We start from the raw sequence: 21,234 nt of genomic DNA, 5'->3' as shown, positions 1-21,234 counted from the left end.
CGACAATGAAGTCATCTGCACTGCGCCCGTTGCTGCGGGTTTCGCTCCTTGCTGGCCTGATGATGCTGCCGTTTGCAGCACAGGCTGCGGCCTGGACTGTGAAGGTGGAGGAACAGAACGGCCTGCCGACCGTGACCCGAGGCGGAGGGCCGGCGATGATCGCCAAGTTCGATTTCTGGGGCGCTGACTGGGACTGGACCGGGTTCTATGCCGCGCTCAAGGTCAACGCGCCCTACCACTACACCCTGGAGGGCAAGAACAAGGACCTGGACTTCGACCTCAAGGCGGACATCAGCCGGCCCGGTGAACGCACCCTGGCCTGGAACTTCGACCTGGATGCCCATAGCAGGAAGACTAAGGTGATGGGCGGTGGCATCGTCTTCCAATTCGACCCGGCACTGGTCGCCGGGGAGATGGGCGCCCCACAACTGCTGCCCGGCAATCGCGGCTGGTCATGGGGCAATGATGCGCAAGGGCGTCGGCTGGAGATGCGCTTCGATCCGGCGTTGGCCAGGGTGTATTTCGAACGCGGCAACCCAAGCGAAGTCCGGGCGTTCTTCTACAGCGAGGCGATCGAGCCCGGTCGCCGGCAGGTCAAGGCGCAACTGCAGGTGAGCGGCGACATCGCCATCGGCCCGACACCCACCGAGCGCTTCGGCATGGCCGACCCTGCCAGCTGGCCCGACGACCAACTCGACTGGCGCAAGTCACCGGTCGACCTGTCGTTTCTCAACGCGCCGGAAATACCTGCGGGCAAGCGTGGCTTCGTCAAGGCTGTAGGCGAACAGTTGCAGTTTGCCGATGGCACGCCGGCACGCTTCTGGGGCACCAACCTGACGGCCTACGCCTTGTTCGGCACCCCGGACGAGGAGATCAAGGTGCAGGCCGAGCGCCTCTCGGCCCTGGGCTTCAACCTGGTGCGCCTGCATCATCACGACTCGCCCTGGGTCAGCCCGAACATCTTCGGCGACATGACCACCCTGCGCGACACGCGCCAGCTCAATGCCGAGTCGCTGCGCAAGCTTGACCTGTGGATCAAGAGCCTGAAAGACCAAGGGATTTATGTGTGGCTGGACCTGCACGTGGAGCGCCCGGTCACCCCGGCGGATGACATCTATGGCTTCGATGAGCTGCCCAAGACCCACGGCGCCGCAGGGCTCAAGGGCTACGCCTATGTCAACATCACCCTGCAGCAGGCCATGAAAGGTTTCGCCGAGCAGTACCTGACCCATGTCAACCCGTATACCGGCCTGGCCTACAAGGACGACCCGGCGGTCGCCGCGGTGCTGATCACCAACGAGAACGACATCACCCAGCACTTCGGCAATGCCCTGTTGAAAGACAAGAACGTGCCCAGGCACTACAAGTTGTTCGAGGACCAGGCCAAGGCCTTCGCCCAGCGCCAACACCTGAATGTCGACGAAATCCAGATGACCTGGCTGCCAGGCCCATCGAAGCTGTTCCTCAACGACCTGGAACACCGCTTCGACCTCGACATGATCCAGCACCTGCGCGGGCTTGGCGTAAAGGTGCCGATTGTCACCACCAGCACCTGGGGTGGCAATGGCCTGAGCGCGCTGCCGGCGCTGACCACGGGTGATGTGATCGACGCCCACAGCTATGGCGGCGGCGGGCAACTGGAGCGCAACCCGTTGACCAGCGACGGCATGGTCGACTGGCTTGCGGCGGCCCAGGTGGTTGGCAAGCCCATGACGGTGACCGAATGGAACGCCGAACCCTTCCCCACCCCCGATCGCCACTCATTGCCGCTGTACATCGCCGGCACCGCCAGCCACCAGGGCTGGGACGGGCTGATGCAGTACGCCTACAGCCAGCAGAAATTCATCGAAGGTTGGCGCACCGCCGACAACTGGCACGCCTACAACGACCCGGCGCTGCTTGCCACCCTCCCCGCCGCTGCCCTGCTCTACCGACGCGGGGATGTGCGCAAGGCCACCACCCGCTACGTGTTCGCACCCACGCCCGAGACTCTCTATAACCGTGCCATCAGCCCAAACAGCTCGGCCCTGCTGCGCACGGCCTGGGAGAAAGGCCGGCTGCAGATCGCGATGCCAGCCACACCCCAGCTGCCGTGGTTGCAGCCCAGCGTGATTCCGGCTGATGCGAAAGTGCTGCATGACCCGGACCAGTCGCTGTTGCTCGCCACCGCCAGCGAGTCCAGCAGCGACACCGGCGAGCTCAGGCGCAACTGGCAAAAAGGGCTATACACCATCGATACCGCCCTGACCCAGGTCGCCACCGGTTGGCTGGGTGGCCAGTCGATCCAACTGAGCAACATCCAGGCCCAGTTACAGACCCCCTATGCCAGCGTTGCGGTGCAAAGCCTCGATGCCAAGCCATTGAGTCAGTCGCGGACGTTGCTGATCTCGCTGGGCACCCGCGCTGTGCCCCGCGAGGATGACAAGACCCCCTTCCATGTCGAACCCCTCGCCGGCACCCTCAGCGTCAAGGCTTTGCCAGGCTTGAAACTGTTCGCGCGCAATGCCGATGGGGAAGAAACGCAGTTGCCGGCGGACTACGAAAATGGGCGCTACAACATCCGCTTCGATGGCCAGCGCATGTCCAATTGGCTGTTCCTCAAATAGCCATCTAGAGTCTGCAAAGGCCTGTTGCGGCAACCGGCGCGCCCGGTTGCCGTAAAGGGACGTCCGTACGGGCAGCAGCTTCCAGGAGGTTTGCATGAAGTTCTTGGTGGTCGGTGGTGCAGGCTACATCGGTTCGCACATGGTCAAGCACTTGCTGGCCGAGGGGCATGACGTGGTGGTGGCTGACCTTGCGCCCACACGGCCCCAGGTCAAGTGGGTGGAACTCGACATCGCCGATGCAGCTGCACTGGATGCCCTGTTCGCCAAATACGTCTTCGATGCGGTGTTCCATTTCGCCTCGTTCATCCAGGTAGGCGAATCGGTCACCGAGCCTGGCAGGTACTATCAGAACAATGTAGCGGCGACCCTGGTGCTGTTGCAGGCCATGGTTCGCGCCGGGGTAAGGCGGCTGATCTTCTCTTCCACCGCCGCTGTTTATGGCGACCCGCAATATATCCCGATCGACGAGCAACACCCCAAGGCGCCGATCAACCCTTATGGCTGCAGCAAATGGATGGTGGAACAGGTGCTCCAGGACTTCGACCGCGCCTACGGGTTGCGCTCGGTGTGCCTGCGTTACTTCAATGCCGCCGGGGCGGACCCCGAGGGTGAATGTGGCGAACGCCACGAGCCCGAGACCCACCTGATCCCTTTGATCCTGCAAGCGGCCTCGGGGCGTCGCCCCGCCATCACCGTGTTCGGTCGCGACTACGACACGCCGGACGGTACCTGCATTCGCGACTATATCCACGTGGCCGACCTGGCCTCGGCCCATGCGCGGGCAGTGGACTACCTGGTTGCCGGTGGCGCCAGCACCGCGCTCAACCTGGGTAACGGTCTCGGCTTCTCCGTGCAGCAGGTAATCGACACCGTGCGCGATGTGACGGGGCGTGAGGTCCACGTCGAGGACGCGCCACGCCGCGCAGGCGACCCGCCGCGGCTGGTGGCCGATGCCGGCAAGGCCAGGCAGTTGCTCGGCTGGCAACCGGTCTACAGCTCGCTTGAGGCAATCGTGAGTCACGCCTGGAACTGGGAAAAAAAATACCCCTGGGTTTGACCCCAGGGGTACGTTTCACCCTTTTGCTCAGTAATAGTCGCGGGTCTCGGGCTCGGCCTTGTTCAACACGGCACCGATCATGTTGGCGGTAGCCAGGTGGTACAGGCAGTCTTCGATATCCTTCTTGCTGTTTACGCCATTGGCGACCACCAGCAGCACACAGTCGATCTTGGGCAGCACGGTGATCGCGTCATCCGAGCTGAGCAAAGGCGGCAGGTCGAAGATGCAGATGCGCGACTCGTAGCGATCGCGCAGGTCGCTGATCAGGTTGCCCACCTTGGCCGAGGACAACATCTCGGTGGACATCGGGATCGGTTCCCGGGTCGGCAACACCACGAAACGTGGCAACGTCGGGTTGACCAGCACCTCCTCAAGCCCCGCCTTGTCGGCCAGCAGATCATTGAGCGCCCGTTCCATAGGCAGGCCAAGGGTGCTGCCGACCCGTGGCCGGCGCAGGTCGAAATCGACCAGCAGTGCAGTCTTGTTGGTGTGGTGAGCGATGCTCATGGCCAGGTTGATCGCCAGCACCGTCTTGCCCGCCGCGGGCGTCGGCGAGGTGATTGCCAGGGTGCGCCAGCCGTTCTCTTCCATGGTCTGCAGCACCTGGGTGCGCAGCAGGTCGAACGCCCAGTTCATGTTCGAGTTCTTGTTGTAGGCCACGATCCGATGGCGCTCAAGGTGCTCCGCGCGCAGCGGCACCACCTTGGTTTGCACATAGTCGAACGGGCCAAGCACGTCGGTTCGCTGAACCAGCGGTGCCGGCAGTTTTTCGGTAGGTGGAACCTGATGAAGGCCTTTGCCTATTGCTGGCGTATTCCTGTCCATTGCTGCGCTCCCTAGCCAAACCGCGCCATAGTTTTAAACAGTAGTAGATCCAGCGGCATATAGAACAGATGCACAAGCAGCAGCAGGACCAACGCCATCACCAACGCGCCAATGATCCCCCACACTCGCAACTTCTTGCGTCTCGCCTGTTCAGCCTGGGTAGAGATGAATGGAACGGCCACCAGCACGCGCCGGCCAAGCACGCTCTCCAGGGCGCCGACACCACGCACCCGCTGATTGAGCAACTCAAGCAGCATCACCAACGCCCCGCCACCTGCAGGTGCGAGCACCAGGCCCAGTGCGACGATTTTCTTGCGGTTGGGCTTTACCGGTTTCTCCGGCATCAGCGGTGGCTCCAGCAACACGAAGCGCTCGGCCTTGTTTTCCTGCTCCAGGCTTTCGGTGATCTTCGCGCCCATTTCCTTGGCGCGGATTTCTTCGTATTTCTTGCGCGCGTTGTCATGGTCACGCATCAGGGTGACCAGGCCGCGCTCGACTTGCGGGGCCTGGAGAATCTCCGCTTCGTAACCTTCGATCTTGCTGCCCAGCTGGCGCTTCTGCTCGGCCAGCGAGGCAATCCGGTCCTGGGCCGCTACCAGCTTGGCCCGGGCCCGGGCAACGTCGAGGCTCACGCCCGAGGCGGCGTTGGCTTTGCTGCCGCTGGCCTGCAGCGCATCGATCTTGCGCTTGATCGCCAGCACATCCGGGTGCGCTGGCGTGTAGCGGGTCAGCAGCCGGGCGTACTCTGCCTTGAGACTGGGCAGATCCTGCATCTGGTCGGGGGCACTCGAACGTGCGCCATCGGTCTTGGTCGCAAGCCCCGCATTCGCCGCCGACAGCTCCAGCTCCATGTAACGCAGCTCTTCCTGGGCGCTCTTGTAGTCGCGATCGACTTCGCGGTACTCAAGCTCCGAGCGCGACAGCATGCTCATGCGCAATGCCTGGTTCTCGGGCAAGGCATTGGCGTTGGCTTGTTTGAAATCGGCGAGCTGGTTCTCCAGGGTGGCCAGCTCGGCGCCGAGCTTGTTGGCTTCCTGGGTGAGGAACTCGGTGGTTTCACTGGCCCGCTCGGTGCGTTGCTTCATGTTCTCGTTGAGGAACAAGGTGACCAGTTCAGTGGCAACTTCCTTGGCCACTTCCGGGCGCTTGTGCTCGAACGAGACGTTGAACGCCACCGTGGTCTCGCCGCGCCCCTTGACGAAGGTGCTGAGGGTGGTGACGAGGATCGCGTTGCGCATCTGGTCGATCTTGTCCGACTCACTGAGCTGGTGGCCCTTGTCGTTGAACAACCCGTACTTGTCCATGATCTGCAGCAGGTTCTCGCGGGTCATCACGCGCTGGCGAATGACCTCGATGCGCTCATCGGCAAAGCTGTTGTTGTTCGCCGAAACCAGCTCTGGCGAGATCTGCTGCGACTCCACCAGGATGGTGCCGGTCGACTGAAAAGTCGGCGGCACCGTCAGGGCAATCCCGACCGTCACCGCCAGGATGACGATCATGCTCAACCCCAACAGCAGGGCCCGGTCCTTGATGATGGCGAGGTAATCTTTGACGGACATCTCGTATTCAGTCTTCATGGCGGGCCCACGCTGAAAGTCAAAGGTCAGGGAGTCTGTAGGTCAGGGTCAATCCGATGATCGTAGCTACTGCATCCGGCACTTTGTCCTGCTGACGTTCCTTGTACATCATCGACAGGCGCAGGTCCCAGAACGGCGAGAACTCATGGCTGGCCCAGGCGCTGTAGGTCTGCAGGGTGTTCGGCGTCTGGCCCTTGCTGTCCTGCCAGGACGCTTCAAGGCCCACACGGTTGGTTTCGCTCACGGCATAGCTCCACAGCCCGCGCACCATGTCGAGCTCAGCGAAACCACCCTCGGCGCTGGCGACAGTACTGCGCTCGGCGCTGAAGCTGGCATCGGCACGCTCACCGTTGTAGTTGAGCAACACCCCGCCTTCGCCACGGCGCCCGCCCCCGGATCCGGAGACCTGGTTGACGCCAGCGTGCACGGTGCCTTCAAGCCGGTCGGTCAGCTGGTACTTCACGCCGACAGTCGGGGTATAGCTGTTGGTGGCCCGCGCCGTGTCGGTCTGCTCGGGTTCGTAGCGGCGCACCAGCAGGCCGGTGAACACATCGGTGCGGGCGTTCCAGGCGTAGGTCAGGGTAGTGGCGTTGGCATACTCGTCGTAGCCCGTCAGCGTGGTGATGTCATAACGGGCGTGGGAGTAGGTGGTCTGGTTGTCCAGGGTGGTGCGATCGGTGAGGGCGTGGGTCCAGGTGCCCGTCAGCAGGGTCATCTTCTGGGTGCCGTCGGTGGTCACCACACCGGTGTCCAGGACGCTGCCGGACAGCGTCGAGCTTTCGACATACTGCGCCTTGAGCCCGAAGCGCCCCTTGTCGGTATCGCGTTGCCAGCCAAGGCTGACATCGGGGTCTTCACGGTTGCCCATCACATTGGTGTCGGACGAGCGCAGCACATGCACGCCGAGCCCCAGGTTCACCTGGTCGCGGCCGTAAGTGCCGACAAGGTTGTAAGTGGGCTCGATGAGTGTGCGCATAACACCCTTCTCGTCAGACGTCAGCAACAGCGGGTTGCTGTCGTACTCGACGGTCGTGGGAACCACGACCGAAGACTGCCAGTTGGCGGCCTGTACCAGGCCGGAAAACGGCATCATCATGATTGCCGTTGCAACGCTTGTTGTTCGAATAATTGGCACTATGCGGTCTTAATATTGAGTCAGACAGATCAGGGAACGACCAGTGTGTCGCCCGCCTGGAGTTGGAAGTTGGTGGACAGGTCACGCCCGGAAACCAGATCCTTGTAACGCACCGGCAGAACCTTTTGTGTCGCGCCCATACCGCGAATGACCTTGATGGCGCTTTCGTCGGCGAATTTGTCCAGGCCACCCGACATGCTCAGCGCCTGCAACACGGCGGTGGGGCCTGCCATGGGCACTGGGCCGGGCTTGATCACCTTGCCCTGCACATAGACGAGATTGCCGGCAGTACCGGTCACCACGACGCTGACATTAGGCTCGGCGAGGTATGCCTTTAAACCGGCGCTGATCTTTTGCGCGGCAGCGGTCGGGTCGAGCCCGGCCACATTGACCCGCCCCGCCAACGGGAAGGTGATGCTGCCATCAGGCAGGACAGTGGTTTCCTGGCGCAGGGTTTCTTCCTGCCAGACCGAGATCATCACCCGGTCGCCAGGGCTCAGCAGATAGGGGGTAGCGGATGGGTCAGCACGGCCGGCACCAGACCACAGCATCAGCACGCACAGCACAGCAGACATTAGACGTACCATGGGGTCCCTCCGGCCTGATGGCCTGCAAAGAGCACTGATTGAGAACAACGCACTACATCTCGCTCTGGTCGCGGCGACAACCACCGCCGCGATGGCCCCGATCATCCTGGAAGCCAGTACCGTCTTGCGCCTGAACGCTGACACCTCAGCGTCCGGCTCGCCGGCTACTGGAATATAGCAATGGTAGGAAAATTGACAAGCTTCTGTAGGATGCCAGGGCCGCCAACAACAGATTTCACCTGTCAATTTACTGGCTTATTACCAAAAAGCATTGCAACTTTTAAAACAACTACAGAGGGCACACGCAACTCATTGACACACTTCAAATTTTACTTCTGTTGGCAACAGCAACAAAACCGATCACCGCAAAAGCGAACAGCCAACCCGCCGTCGCCAAAGGAATAACGCTGGCATGGCTCATATAGGAATCGGCTGCCCGTGCGGCGCCGCTCAAAAGGACCAACAGAAAAATCGATTTAATGAAGAGTGTCGAGCGCATAATCCCCTCCTGCACAAGAGGATGAACGTTATTGTTGGGGAACAAAGACTGTATCGCTGTTGAATTTGAGCTTATGGGCACATTGATATTACGTCAACGATCCGACACCATAATAAATCTCAATCGAAGACCTCTGTTCATGTCAATTTCTCGCCAGATGAAATATGCAGAGATTTGGCATTGACACAACCCGGGCAAATGGCTGCAAAAAGGTATTTAACTTCGGTTATTTTCGGATTATCGCGGGAGCGCTTGATTCGCCCAACAAGCCTATGAAGCAACCAGGCAGCGCTTCGGCTGTTTCACTGATGAGAAACCAAATGCTAATGGTTCAGCTTGCAGTCAAAACACCAACGCATCGCTTCCATTGCCACCGACGTCAGCTCAGGGCCATGCTCACAATGGCATCAAGTCCAACGTGCGCTCCACCTCTGCCACATCGATCCGAAAGCCATCACCCTCTGGCAATCCGACCACAAAGCCGAAGTGCTGGTGATCGCGATCGGTCAGGTACTTGTAGTAACTGACAAACCGGTTCGGCGGCTGCAAGGTCAGCACGCAGCCACCTGGTTGCAGCACGTTGACGCCATGCACCAGCTGGCTGCCCTCGACGCCGATCACCACCTGCGCCCCCGCGCAGGCGGCGACAATACTCGGCACATCGGCACGCAGCGGGTCGATGATGCGAAAGCCTCGGGTCTTGGCCAGGTGCTCGGCGACCGCTATTTCATTGCGCAACAAGCGCAAATCGCCATCGCCGCCACGCAGGATGAACACCCCTGGGTGGGGCGCTGCATCCACATGTGCCAGCAGTTTCTCACCCATCGCGCGGTAGCGGGCATGCCGGCTGCGGTTGTTGCAGTGGTCGTCGAACAAAACCAGTTCACGGAAAAACGCACTGTGCAGGCGCAGCGGTCGCATATCCAGCCAGTCTTCATAGGCCGGGGCCTGGGTGAAAAGCGGGAATCGCGCCGACGGCGCGGTGGTCACCGGTACCCCCTCGTCACAGGCCAGGGCATAAGTGACGCAGTCCTCCATCAGCCAGGTACCAAACCACGAATTGCCGTTCTGCGTGCAATAAACGGCGCCACGCTCGATCTCGTGGTCCACGCTGATCCGTGGAAAGGTGCTGGGTTTTCGCGACAACCAATGGCTGGCATTGCCCTTGTAGAGCGCACCGTCGACCAGCCAGGCGTCCTTGATCAGGTAGCCACGGGTTGCGCCCTGCTCGATGCACACCCCGCCCTCCATGGTCTGTGCGGGATGGACGTAAGGATAGAAACGCTTGCCCTCCCAGCCGGTCACCCGCTCCAGCTGGCCTGGCAGATAGAAGGCCGCTGGCGAAACCGTGGACTCCCCTGGGGCAATGTCCCAGCTTTTGTCCGCAATACTTTTAAGGTCGATGTCCGGCTTGCGCCCAAGGCGCTTCCTGGCCATGTTCTTGTACGCAGCCAACGTCCAGGTGTTATGTCGGGTGGGCGGTGCGCTGAAATTAGAAATACCACTTCCCATGATGTCCCCCCTGCTTGAGCACAGCGTCACTGGCTTGGCGCAACATGCGCTTGGAACCCTGAAACTTAACTGGACACGACCCGCTCCATGGTCGGCGGTGTCTGCACGCTGGCGTAACGGCTGCGCAGGTTTTCCAGAAACTGCTCACCCGCGCCTTTTGCGCCATACAGGTAGATCTTGTGCAGGCCGCCGAACACCATTTCATGGTATCGACTGGCAACTTCCTCATCGCTTGGCCCGTCAGGCACACCCAGGTGCAGCGTCAGCTTGTCGCCTTCCACGGCAAACAAGGGTGTGTCCCAGAGAAACTGAGCAACTCCCGCCTTGGGCAGCCGGACAAACATGTACGCGTGGTTGTTCAGGCCATCGATATCCCCACCGCGCCGTCTTTTCCATTTCAGCAGCCCGTCATCCGGCCGCGCCACGCATAGGCCGATGTCGTAATAGTCGTAGCCCTGCTCCAGGGCCCATTCGAGGGCCATGTAGGTGGTGATCGAGTTGACCTCACGCAGGCGTTTCGCGTCCGCGAACACTGCTTCGCAATATCCGAAGCGCAGGGTGCTCCAGTAACGTTTGCCGCCACGGGTGATCTCGCACCCCAGGTGGCAGGCAACCACCTCGCCCTCCAGCGTGATCAGGTCGAGCCGGCCGACGCCCTTGGCCAGGCGAAACACATCGTCGGTGGGAAACTGCGCGGCATGAATACCCTGCCGTGCCGAGGCGTAAGGGCGCAGCAGATCGCGATCGGCCATGGCGATTTCGTCATCGTCCAGGGTCTGGCGCATCTGATAGAGCGGCCGGTTCTTGCGGATGCTGCGGCGCAGCTCACTGTCGTAACGCGCGGTGATCTCCTCCAGCGGGCGCCCCAACGGCACCACGGCGCTCAGGTAATGCGGTACGTTCAAGGCGCCTGTGGTCGGCATCTCGCTCACCACCACCACGTGCCCCGAGGCTGCAGGCTGCACTGGCTCGTTGGCGGCGGGCGCATTGCCCTGCCCCTTGCCGCCAATGAGCAATTTGGCCATCTCCCGGCGCTGCTTGCGTCCGATGTACAGAATTTCGTAAGGGCTTTCCTGTTGCAGGCGGAACCTGGCTATTTCCCAGCGCCAGAAACAGGCGCGCCCGAGAAAATCGCGTAACTTGTTTGATACATTCCTGAGTTCATAACGCATGGAGGGCGATATGAATTTACGGGCAACAGCCGCCAAGTACTGTTTCATCGCGCGTCAACGTCCTTTGCTGTTGTCGGATGGACACACCTGAAGAGAACCGCTTAAGTGCTTGAAGCGCCAACCTAACTATCTGATATTCAACACTTATAAAGTCATTAACTGCATTCACATTCAGAAACAATTAAAGGTGCAAGAAAATCACTTTGCAAGCGGCACATTGATATCAAGGCCAGGTATTCCTTGGCGCCAATTTAATATCCAAGCACAGTGTCTTCAGGTCCGCCTGCCTATCGCCCCCGTCAGTAGCTATTTACCGCATCCGCTGATTCTTTTCGGTGCCTGCTGTTCGCTCGATCGAACAGGAGTCAGCGCATGCCCTACCCGGATATCAACCCGCATCAACAGCTACTCGAACAACAGCTTCCTGGCTGGACCCAACCGCTACCAGCCGAACATTGGCAAACCCTGCGCGGCGCACTGGAACCCGCCCAAGGCCTACCCGGGGCCGAGGCCGACTGGTTCAACAATGCCGCCCCCGACCTGCGCGAAACCCTGCTGGCCAGCCAGAGCCGCCTGACACGCTCGCAACAGGCCTTGTCCCGCGCTCTCAAGGGGCTGCAGCAAATAAGCGAATTCTGCGAGCCCCTGCTTCAGGCACAACTTGCGCAAGACGGCATGTTCGCACCCGTACGTGACATCCAGCTGCTGCATGTGCAACGCCAGTGGTCCTGGCTCGGCAGCCGCTTCCTGTACAGCAGCGAACGGCACAGCCTGCTGCAGGCGGCATTGCTCAACTTTGCCGGCGATGAGTCGTTCGACAGCCACAGTGCCATTGCTGCCCCAGCCGACATCAGCGTGCAGCCGATCACCGTCGAAGGTTTCGCGCCAATCGGTTTCGACACCCCAGGTGCTGCGTTTCAGATGACATCCGAGGCCTATCAGGTCAACGCCCTGCCCCTCACGCCCCAGGCCTTTGCCAGCAGCTGCAGGCAACTTGACCTGGGCCAACGTTACCAGGAGCACCTGCAGCAGATCTTCGACGGCAGCGACCAGGCACGCTTGCGTACCCTGGCCATGACGGTGCAGCGCGACCGTCTGCGGGTGGAGGCCGATGTCGGCTACCTGCGCCATGCCCTCAGCGGCAACGCCCGCGATGAAGTGGAACGGCTGCTCAGCGGCGATCCCTGCAACTGCTGGACACTCACGCTGTTCGGCATCCCCGTGCATGAGGTGCTGCTGATCGACGCTGGCAAGGCCGGCCTGCTGCTGTACCTGCCTGGGCACAGCCCGGCATTGCAACCATGCAAGGATCAGCAAGCAGTGGAGGCCGCGCTGGCGCAACTATTGATCGAGCCACAAGCCCGCCGGCGCTTCCTGGCCTACCTGTCACTTGACCAGCACGCACAGTTCCTCGACCTGCTGCGCCAGAATCTCGACGCCAGCGGCCTCGGCCTCAGTGACCAGGCCTGGGTCACTGCCAATCCGACACACCTGTATCTGACCCTCACTCCGGTGTCTGCCGAAGTATTCGGTTTCCTTCAGGATCGGCACCTGGCCCGGCTCAAGGCCGAAGCCCGCCTGCTGGCAGTCCCGACCGCCGATGCCGACGCGCAGGCGCGCAAGCGCCGTCTCGACGAGTGGCTGAGCCTTGGCATGGATGTACTGACCGTTGCCGGCTTTTTTGTCCCAGGGGTCGGCACCCTGATGCTTGCCGTCATCGCCTGCCAACTGCTGGACGAGGTCTACGAGGGTTATGAGGCATGGAACATCGGCGATCGCCAGCTGGCCTTGCGTCACCTTGAGGCCGTCGGGCTCAACCTGGCCTTGATCGGTGGCCTGCATGTGGCCGGCAAGGTGTTGCCGAAGCTGTTCAACAGCCCGCTGATGGAAAGCCTCGATCAGGTGCGAGTGGCCGACGGCAGCCGACGGCTGTGGCGCCCGGAGCTTGCCCCCTACCGCAGCCCGATGGCCTTGCCTGAAACGCTGCAAGCCAACGCCAGCGGGCAGTTCGAACATGGCGGCAGGTACTTCATCCGCATCGACGGGCATCTGTATGAACAGCGCCTCGACCCACAGCTCAAGCGCTGGCGCATTGTCCACCCGGAGCGCAACGACGCCTATCAGCCACTGCTTGAGCACAATGGCGAAGGCGCCTGGCATGCCGAGCACGAACAGCCCCAGGACTGGGACCTGGTCTACCTGATATGGCGCCTGGGGCCGGAGTTCACCGGGTTCACTGATGATGAGCTGCGCCGGGCCACCCAGGTATGCGGCCTGAGCGAAGACGCTCTGCGCCAGGTTCACCTGCGTTCCAGGCCCGCCCCGCCGCTGCTGGCCGATACCCTTGCACGCCTGCGTGCCGAGCAACAGGCCGTGGTCCGGATGGCGCAGGACGCCACCCTCACCCACGCGCCACTGTTCGAGGGTTACTACAACCCAACCAGCCCAGCTGACCCACTGGTCGATCGACTGCTGATCGACCATCCACGCCTGACCCGGCCGCTGGCCATACGCCTGGTCGCCAGGCTGGCTGCCAGCGAACGCAGCACCGGCCAACTGCCGGCCTGGCTCGACAATGCCGCCCGCCAGGTGGCAAGCGCCTTGCCCCTCACCCGTGCCCTGGAAGGCGTGTGGTTACCACGCCTGGCTTCAACCGACAGCGAGCGCCTGTTGTTCATGTGCGTCGAGCGGATGGCCGGCCGCTCGACGCTGCGCCTGGAGCTGCGCGCTGGCAGCCCCCAAGGGCCAGTACTGCGCACCATCGGCGACAGCCAGGCAAGCGAACGCTACACCCTGATCAAGTCCGCCGAGGGGTATGAGGCTTACCGCGGCGAGCGCCCGGTAGCCGGTACGATCGATCAAGACCTGTGCCGCGCACTGGTCGAGGTTTTTTCCAGCGCCCGGTTACAGGCGTTGGGGCTGCGCATCAAGGGCGCCGAAGGTTTGCGCGAGCAGGTGCTGGCGCTGGCCCAGGATGATCGGCAGGGCCTGGCCAGAAGGCTCTGGGGCGGCGCTCCCGCGCGGTGGCGACAGGGCGGGCTGCGCGGCGGCGATGCAGGCGGCGGCTACTCGCCGCCGTTGCTGCGTGGCGCAACCCGTGGACGCTACCGGCGTCTGTACCCCAGCAGCGATGACCAACAGTTCCATGCCGACCTGTCGCGCTGGCACCGCCAGGGCATTACCCCGGAAATCGCGCTAGGCAGGCTGGAAGCGCGCCTGCAACGGCTGCGCGACGACCTGGCCGAATGGTCGGCAGGCTCACCCCGGCGCCAGCGGGCCGTGCGCCTGATCATCGACGCCTGGCACCGCGACTCACCCAGCCCGATCGCCCCGCAGTTGGGCATCCAGGCGCTCGACTTGGCGGGCCTCGAACTGACCAACGAGGATATCGCCAGCCTCGCCCTGCCGGATGACTTCAGGCACGTCGAAGAGCTTGAGCTCAGTGGCAACCCGCAGTTGAGCTGGCTGCACCCGGAGTTCCTCGAGCGCTTCCCGCTGCTGGAGCGCCTGCACCTGCGGGACAACCGATTCGCGGCCTTGCCGGAGCTGGCCGTGCCACTGCGGCTAATTTCGCTCGACATGCAAGGCAACCGCATCACCTGGGACGACCTGGCCCAGGCGCGCCTGGAGCGCTCGCCCAACCTGCTGCACCTGGACCTCTCCGAGAACCCGCTGCTGCGCGCACCCGACATCGGCAACCTGCGTGGCCTGCAAGTGGTGAGCCTGGACAATGCCAGCCTCACCCAATTGCCACAGGGGCTGGACAACCTGTCAACGCCTACCGAAGAAAACGGCGGCATCGGCCTGTCAGTGCTGGACCTCTCCGACAACCAGTTCACGGCCCTGCCGCAGGGGGTGGTGTTCCCGGAGCACGTCGCCCGTGCGATGGAGCTGGAAAGCGATTGGCTGACGCCGACAGTGCAGGGCCAGATCGATGCGTACTACCAGGCGCATGGCATCGATCTGCTGGTGGCCGACTACCAGTACGCAGAACTTCTCGAGGGCACCAATGCCGCCCAACAGGCAATCTGGCAGCGGCTGCCCATTGCCTACCGACGCGGGCTGCGCGCCGTTCTTGTCAACGATACCTACATGAATGACCCGGATACTGCACGACAGGAACTCTGGCGGCGCCTGCAGCGCATCGACGCCGAGCCGGTGATGCATGACTACGCGATGAGCCAGGCCGCCTGGCGAATTCTTGAGCTACCCATGTAGCGCAACCTGCAGCGGCGTCCCTCACTCCCTGGCCGGGCGCCGCCGGTCGCGGTGCTCGGCCAGCCAGTGCTGCAATGCCGGCGCCGGCATCGGCCGGCCAAGCAAGAAGCCCTGCCCCTGGTCGCAGCCGGCGTTGCGCAGAAAGTCGTACTGCTCCTGAGTCTCGATCCCTTCGGCGGTAATCCTGAAACCCAGGGCATGGCCCAGGTCGATGATCGCCCGGGCGATAGCCACCGCGTCGTCGTCGCCAGGCAGGTCCTTGATGAAGGCGCGGTCGATCTTCAAATGGTCGATCGGCAGCGCGCGCAGGTAGGCCAGCGACGAATAACCCGTGCCGAAGTCGTCCACCGCGGTGGCCACGCCCATCGCCTGCAACTGCGCCAGCACCGCGCAGGCCTGCTGCTGGCTCTCCATCAGCAGGCTCTCGGTGATCTCCACTTCCAGCAGGTTGGCCGGCAGCCCGTGCAGCTCCAGGGCACAGGCCAGGGCGCTGACATAGTCGCTGCGCTCGATCTGCAGTGCCGCCACGTTGATCGCCAACGGCCCGGGCAGCAGGTCCTGCGCTCGCCACTGCGCCAACTGCGCGCAGGCCAGTTCCAGTACCCGCTCGCCCAACGGAATGATCAACCCGGTGCGCTCGGCCAACGGAATGAATTCACCCGGAGACACCAGACCGTGTTGCGGGTCGCGCCAGCGCAACAACGCCTCGACCCCTTCCAGGCCACCACTGAACAGGTCGAGCTTGGGCTGGTACCACAGCTCGAACTCGTTGTATTCCAGGGCCCGGCGCAGGTTGCGCTCCAGCTCCAGGCGCTGCTGCAGGCGCTCGGTCATGTCCGGGTGGTACGGACGCCAGGCGTTGCGGCCGCTCTCCTTGGCCGCATACATGGCGGTGTCGGCGTGGCGCAGCAGGCTGTCGGCGTCCTCGCCATGCTGCGGGGACCAGGCCAGGCCAATACTGCCGGTGACCAGGCTGGCATTGCCGTTGAGGTCGAACGGGCGCTGCAGGCAACGCAGCACGGCGCGGATCTGGTGGCTGACCTGGCCCTGAGTGCCCTGCAGCATGAACACGAACTCGTCGCCGCCCAGCCGGCAAACCCGGTCCTGCGTGTCCAGTTCCTGCAGGAAACGCGCGGTGGCCTGCTGCAGCAACAGGTCGCCCATGGGGTGGCCGAGGCTGTCGTTCACCTGCTTGAAGCCGTCGATATCGAGCATCAGCACGGCCAGGCCATGGCCCTGCTCGATGGCCGCACTCAACTGCTGCAGGAACAGCACGCGGTTGGGCAACCCGGTGATGGTGTCGTAGTGGGCCAGCCGCTCCAGCTGGGCCTGGTATTGACGCAGCTCGCGGTTACGCAGCGCCAGCAGGCGCTGCTTGCGGTTGAGCTGAGCGACGAACAGGCTGAACAGGCCGGTGGTGGTCAAGGCAAACAGGAACAGCGGCGAGGCAAACAGATTGAGCGCCGACCAGCCGCCACGCGGCGCGGCCACCAGTTGCCAGAGGCCGCCCGGCACGTCCACGCTGACCTTCACTTTGGGCGCCTCGAACAACTGCGCATCCCCCCAGATCACCTCGCCATCAGCGCCCTTGCCATCACTGCCACGCACTGCCAGTTCGAAGCCCGCCTCCGGGCGCAGACCGGCGGTGAGCAGCAGGCGGTCGATATCGGCGACGACCGAAAGATTGCCCCAGTACAGCTTCACCCCGCGCTTGCCGGTGACGAAGATAGGCCGCCGGTAGATCAGCCCCCGGCCACCCTGCAGCAGTTGCAGGGGGCCTGCCAGTACCGGAGCCTGCCGGTCACGCGCCGACACCAGCAGCGGAAACTGCAACGGCAAAAGCCGGTAATCGAGACCAAGCAGCCGCTCGTTGCCCTCCAGCGGGTAGACATCGCTCACCACATCCCCCGGCGCCAGGGCGATATGGCGCATGTAAGGCACCGAAGCCACGGCATCCCGGGCCATGCCGTGAAAATGCTCGACACTGATGCTGCCGTCGGCGCTGATCAGCTGGGCGATGCCCTCGGCCTCGCTGAACGCCGCGCGCAACTGCGCCTCCAGCGCTCCGCGCACACCGGACAGGCGCGCGGCCAGGTTGGCCACCTGCTCGGCCTGCTCGCGCTGGGCATCAAGGTGGCCGAGCACCATGGACAGGCCGATCCCGACCACGGCGAAACCTACCGGCAGCATGCGATTGAGGGTGCGGCGCAGGGCGCCCTGTTCGGGCAAGGGGTCATCGAGTGCGGGGCGATTGTTGCTGGTCATAGGCCTGACATCGGAGTCGATTCATCCTGTATCGGCGCGCCACTGGCAATGTTGAGCCAGACTGGTTTTTTTCCTGCGCGGGGTGCATGCTCGGATGCTGAAGCGTTTCACCCAGCCAAATACAAGAGGTGCTAGCCCCATGGAACGTCTGCTCGACTCGCTGTTTCCCACCCCTGACGACATCCCCGCGCAATGGCGCCTGGGCGAGCCTCTGGTGCAACGCGACTACCTGGTGGCCGGTGAACTCAGGCACTGGGACGGCCCGCTGGCCACGGTGCGCAGCCCGGTGTGGCTCAAGCACAGTGACGGCGAGCGCCAGGTGATCCTCGGCAGCGCCCCGCTGCTCGACGCCGACACCGCCCTCACTGCCCTGGACGCCGCGGTCCAGGCCTATGACAAGGGCCGCGGCGCCTGGCCGACGATGCGCGTGGCCGAGCGCATCCAGCATGTCGAAACCTTCCTGGCGCGCATGCGCGAACAGCGCACGGCGGTGGTCAAGCTGCTGATGTGGGAGATCGGCAAGAACCTCAAGGACTCCGAGAAAGAGTTCGACCGCACCTGCGACTACATCGTCGACACCATCAACGCCCTGAAAGACCTCGACCGCCGCTCCAGCCGCTTCGAGCTGGAACAAGGCACCCTCGGCCAGATCCGCCGCGCGCCATTGGGCGTGGCGCTGTGCATGGGGCCCTACAACTACCCGCTCAACGAAACCTTCACCACGCTCATCCCGGCGCTGATCATGGGCAACACCGTGGTGTTCAAGCCGGCCAAGTTCGGCGTGCTGCTGATCCGCCCGCTGCTCGAAGCCTTCCGCGACAGCTTCCCGGCCGGGGTGATCAACGTTATCTATGGCCGTGGCCGCGAAACCGTCAGCGCCCTGATGGCCAGCGGCAAGATCGACGTATTCGCCTTCATCGGCACCCACAAGGCTGCCGCCGACCTGAAAAAGCTGCACCCACGCCCGCACCGCCTGCGCGCAGCGCTGGGCCTGGATGCCAAGAACCCCGGCATCGTGCTGCCCCAGGTCGATCTGGACAATGCCGTCGAAGAGGCGGTCACCGGCGCGCTGTCGTTCAACGGCCAGCGCTGCACCGCGCTGAAGATCCTGTTCGTCCATGAAGACGTGGTCGAGCCGTTCCTCGACAAGTTCCAGCGCAAGCTCGCCGCGCTCAAGCCCGGCATGCCCTGGGAGCAGGGCGTGGCGCTGACGCCACTGCCCGAGCCGGGCAAGCTCGACTACCTCGACGGCCTGGTGGCCGATGCCACCAGCAAAGGCGCGCGGGTGCTCAATGAAGGCGGTGGCCTCAGCCGTGGTTCGTTCTTCTACCCCGCCCTGCTCTACCCGGTCAGCCAGGACATGCGTGTCTACCACGAGGAGCAGTTCGGCCCGCTGGTGCCGGTGGTGCCCTATCGAGACCTGCAGACCGTGATCGACTACGTGCTCGATTCGGACTACGGCCAGCAACTGAGCCTGTTCGGCAACGACCCCGCCACCATCGGCGCGCTGGTCGACACCTTCGCCAACCAGGTTGGCCGCATCAATATCAATGCCCAGTGCCAGCGCGGGCCGGACACCTACCCGTTCAATGGCCGCAAGAACAGCGCCGAGGGCACGCTGTCAGTGCATGACGCGCTGCGGGTGTTCTCCATCCGCACGCTGGTGGCGACTCGGTTCCAGGAGGCGAACAAGGAACTGATCAGCGAGATCATCCGCAATCGGCAGTCGAGTTTCCTGACCACCGACTACATCTTCTGATCGACGCCCCGCCCCCGCGTTTGCATAACGCGGGGGCGAGGCGTTTTTTATAGGCAATCGATCTAAACCTCAGGTCGATTTCCTGCCCGCCTGTACGACTCTAAGTCACCACCGTGGCGCAACGCGCACATGGCCCACCCAGGTGAAAGGAGAGTACGCAAATGGCAGTCAAGCCCATCCCCGAAGGCCAGCACAGCATCACCCCCTACCTCGGCATCAAGGACGCCGCCAAGGCCATCGAGTTCTACAAGAAGGCCTTCGGCGCGGTCGAGATGTTCCGCCTTGAAGACCCCCAAGGCCGCGTCGGCCATGCCGAACTGAAAATCGGCGATTCCTCGCTGATGCTCGGCGACCCCTGCGACATGCCGAACACCCTCAAGCCGAGCCAGACCATCGAACATCCAGCCGTCGGCCTGCACCTGTACGTCGAGGACTGCGACAAGGTCTTCGCCCAGGCGATCGCCGCTGGCGCCCAGCAGCTGAGCGAGGTGAAGGACCAGTTTTACGGCGACCGCAGCGGCACCTTGAAGGATCCGTTCAACAACATGTGGTTCGTCTCTTCCCACAAGGAAGACCTGAGCGTCGAGGAAATCCGCGCCCGCGCGGCGAAAATGTTCGGCGGCAATTGAGCTGCAAGCCTCAAGCTGCACGCTTCAAGTTGAATCCCACGCGGCTTTGCTTGAAGCTTGCAGCTCGTAGCTTGGAGCTGCCCCTCAATGCGAATCATCGAAAAATCCGCCGCGCAAGTGCGCAGCCTGACTGCCGCCGAAGAAGAGCTGCTGGTCGGTTTCGTCAACGGCACCCTCGCCGGCCCCCGACTGCTGCAGGCCAACCAATGGCTGATGAAAGTGCGCGGCGCCAACCAGTGGCTGGCCTGCGACTGCCGCAAGGACGCCTTGCCGGTGCTCAACATCTCGTTGAACGGCAGCACCGGCACGCTGTTCCTGCGCAACAACCCCGACACCCCCGAGCACGCCCCCGGCTGCCCGTTCAGCAAGGATGAACGCGAAGCCGCCGAGCGCAGCGAGGAAGCCAACCAACCTGCCGCCTGGTTGGCCCCGGATACGCCCTTGCGGCTGATCGGCGACTACCGCCGTGCCGATGAGCGCGAAGCGAGCCAAGCCAGCCCGCGCACACCCGGCGAGCGCCGTGAACAGCAGCGCCTGCTGTCGCTGCTGCTGACCTGGATCGAGGCCAGCGGCCTGAACGTCTATGCCACCCACCTGAAGAAGGACCTCACCGCCCAGTTCGCCGAGCTGCGTGGCGTAGCCGCTCGCTATCCGTTGCTGGAGCGGGTGCCGGCCAGCAACTACCTGGAAACCCGCCTGGACATGAAGCACATGATGATGCTCAAGGCCCGCCTGCGCGAGGCCACGGTGTTCGGCAACCACCGCCGCCATGGCCTGCTGCTCGACTGCGTGGACCAGATCAAGGGGCGCAAGGTGATCAATGCGCGCAGCGAGGACGGCTTCGACTTCCAGGGCCACCACCAGTACTGGGGTGACAGCCGCACCAGCGGCCCGCTGCTGGCCCTGGCGCTGTATTCGCCGGCCACTGCCGGCAGCCACTTCTACGAAATGATCCACGTGGCCAGCGTGCCGGTGCTGTCGCGCGCACAGCTGTTCCCGGTGTACCGCGACGAGGAGCGCGAACCGCTCAAGGCGCTGGTGTCGCTGATCGACTGGATGGCCGGTAAAGGCGTGAAGGTGCTGATGCGCCGCCCGGTGATCGGCGGACAGGTAATGGATGAGCTGGTGCTCACCTCGGACCAGGACCGGGTGCTGTCGGTGTCGTTGCTGGAGCAGCCGGTCGGCCCGGAGCCGGACACCGAGCATTTCAAGCGCTACGCCGACTTCAAGAGCCTGGAGACCTTCCGCAAGTACGTGGCCGGGTTCTTCATGCGCGAGCGGTAGTGAGCAGGCCTCACTGCTGGCCTGTGTGTGTAGGAGCGGCCTTGTGCCGCGAAAGGGCTGCGAAGCGGCCCCAGGTTCTCGGCAGCGGCATAAATAGCTGGGGCTGCTA

14 protein-coding genes are annotated in these 21,234 nt (G+C 63.1%); 6 read left to right on the top strand and 8 right to left on the bottom strand.

What is annotated here, in order from left to right; all coding sequences use genetic code 11:
* Positions 1–5: 5 nt before the first annotated feature.
* Entirely contained in the window at positions 6–2,606 is a 2,601-nt protein-coding gene (locus ABE459_RS13655; protein ID WP_323830929.1) for a glycosyl hydrolase family 5, read from the top strand.
* Between the two features lie 94 nt (positions 2,607–2,700).
* Positions 2,701–3,663 (top strand): UDP-glucose 4-epimerase GalE, encoded by a 963-nt coding sequence (gene galE, locus ABE459_RS13650; RefSeq protein ID WP_125463937.1) that lies wholly within the window; start codon positions 2,701–2,703, stop codon positions 3,661–3,663.
* A gap of 27 nt (positions 3,664–3,690) precedes the next feature.
* On the opposite strand, the gene ABE459_RS13645 is transcribed toward galE, so the two are convergent.
* The 7 genes from ABE459_RS13645 to ABE459_RS13615 all read right to left on the bottom strand — a co-directional run bounded on the left by ABE459_RS13645 (position 3,691) and on the right by ABE459_RS13615 (position 11,018).
* On the bottom strand, positions 3,691–4,488 hold the full coding sequence (locus ABE459_RS13645) for a CpsD/CapB family tyrosine-protein kinase (protein ID WP_323830928.1): 798 nt from the start codon (positions 4,486–4,488) through the stop codon (positions 3,691–3,693).
* Between the two features lie 11 nt (positions 4,489–4,499).
* Positions 4,500–6,065: a lipopolysaccharide biosynthesis protein gene (locus tag ABE459_RS13640; RefSeq protein WP_125463936.1), complete on the bottom strand. Its 1,566-nt coding sequence runs from the start codon at positions 6,063–6,065 to the stop codon at positions 4,500–4,502.
* Between the two features lie 19 nt (positions 6,066–6,084).
* Positions 6,085–7,200, bottom strand: a complete 1,116-nt coding sequence (locus ABE459_RS13635; RefSeq protein WP_323830927.1) for a hypothetical protein — start codon at positions 7,198–7,200, stop codon at positions 6,085–6,087.
* Positions 7,201–7,229: 29 nt separating this feature from the next.
* Positions 7,230–7,787, bottom strand: a complete 558-nt coding sequence (locus tag ABE459_RS13630) for a polysaccharide biosynthesis/export family protein (protein ID WP_323830926.1) — start codon at positions 7,785–7,787, stop codon at positions 7,230–7,232.
* A gap of 322 nt (positions 7,788–8,109) precedes the next feature.
* Complete coding sequence (locus tag ABE459_RS13625; protein WP_178125794.1) at positions 8,110–8,286, bottom strand: hypothetical protein; 177 nt, start codon at positions 8,284–8,286, stop codon at positions 8,110–8,112.
* A gap of 396 nt (positions 8,287–8,682) precedes the next feature.
* Complete coding sequence (locus ABE459_RS13620) at positions 8,683–9,798, bottom strand: glycosyltransferase family 61 protein (protein WP_125858486.1); 1,116 nt, start codon at positions 9,796–9,798, stop codon at positions 8,683–8,685.
* A 65-nt stretch (positions 9,799–9,863) separates the two neighbouring features.
* Entirely contained in the window at positions 9,864–11,018 is a 1,155-nt protein-coding gene (locus tag ABE459_RS13615) for a hypothetical protein (protein WP_323830925.1), read from the bottom strand.
* A 324-nt stretch (positions 11,019–11,342) separates the two neighbouring features.
* On the opposite strand from ABE459_RS13615, the gene ABE459_RS13610 reads away from it, so the two are divergent.
* On the top strand, positions 11,343–15,188 hold the full coding sequence (locus ABE459_RS13610; protein WP_323830924.1) for a leucine-rich repeat domain-containing protein: 3,846 nt from the start codon (positions 11,343–11,345) through the stop codon (positions 15,186–15,188).
* 21 nt (positions 15,189–15,209) lie between these two features.
* Here ABE459_RS13610 and ABE459_RS13605 read toward each other — a convergent pair whose 3' ends face one another.
* Positions 15,210–17,453, bottom strand: a complete 2,244-nt coding sequence (locus ABE459_RS13605; RefSeq protein ID WP_323830923.1) for an EAL domain-containing protein — start codon at positions 17,451–17,453, stop codon at positions 15,210–15,212.
* A gap of 139 nt (positions 17,454–17,592) precedes the next feature.
* Between ABE459_RS13605 and ABE459_RS13600 the strand changes: the two genes are divergently transcribed.
* From ABE459_RS13600 to ABE459_RS13590, 3 genes are all read left to right on the top strand, one after another.
* Positions 17,593–19,212: an NADP-dependent glyceraldehyde-3-phosphate dehydrogenase gene (locus tag ABE459_RS13600; protein ID WP_323830922.1), complete on the top strand. Its 1,620-nt coding sequence runs from the start codon at positions 17,593–17,595 to the stop codon at positions 19,210–19,212.
* A 161-nt stretch (positions 19,213–19,373) separates the two neighbouring features.
* Positions 19,374–19,841: a VOC family protein gene (locus tag ABE459_RS13595; RefSeq protein WP_323830921.1), complete on the top strand. Its 468-nt coding sequence runs from the start codon at positions 19,374–19,376 to the stop codon at positions 19,839–19,841.
* Positions 19,842–19,928: 87 nt separating this feature from the next.
* Entirely contained in the window at positions 19,929–21,125 is a 1,197-nt protein-coding gene (locus ABE459_RS13590) for a hypothetical protein (protein WP_346648045.1), read from the top strand.
* Positions 21,126–21,234 lie beyond the last annotated feature (109 nt).

Source organism: Pseudomonas sp. TWI923, from assembly GCF_039673365.1.
Lineage (GTDB): Bacteria > Pseudomonadota > Gammaproteobacteria > Pseudomonadales > Pseudomonadaceae > Aquipseudomonas > Aquipseudomonas sichuanensis.
The sequence above is the reverse complement of the archived record's forward strand: the minus strand, read 5'-3'. Positions and strand labels throughout refer to the sequence as shown.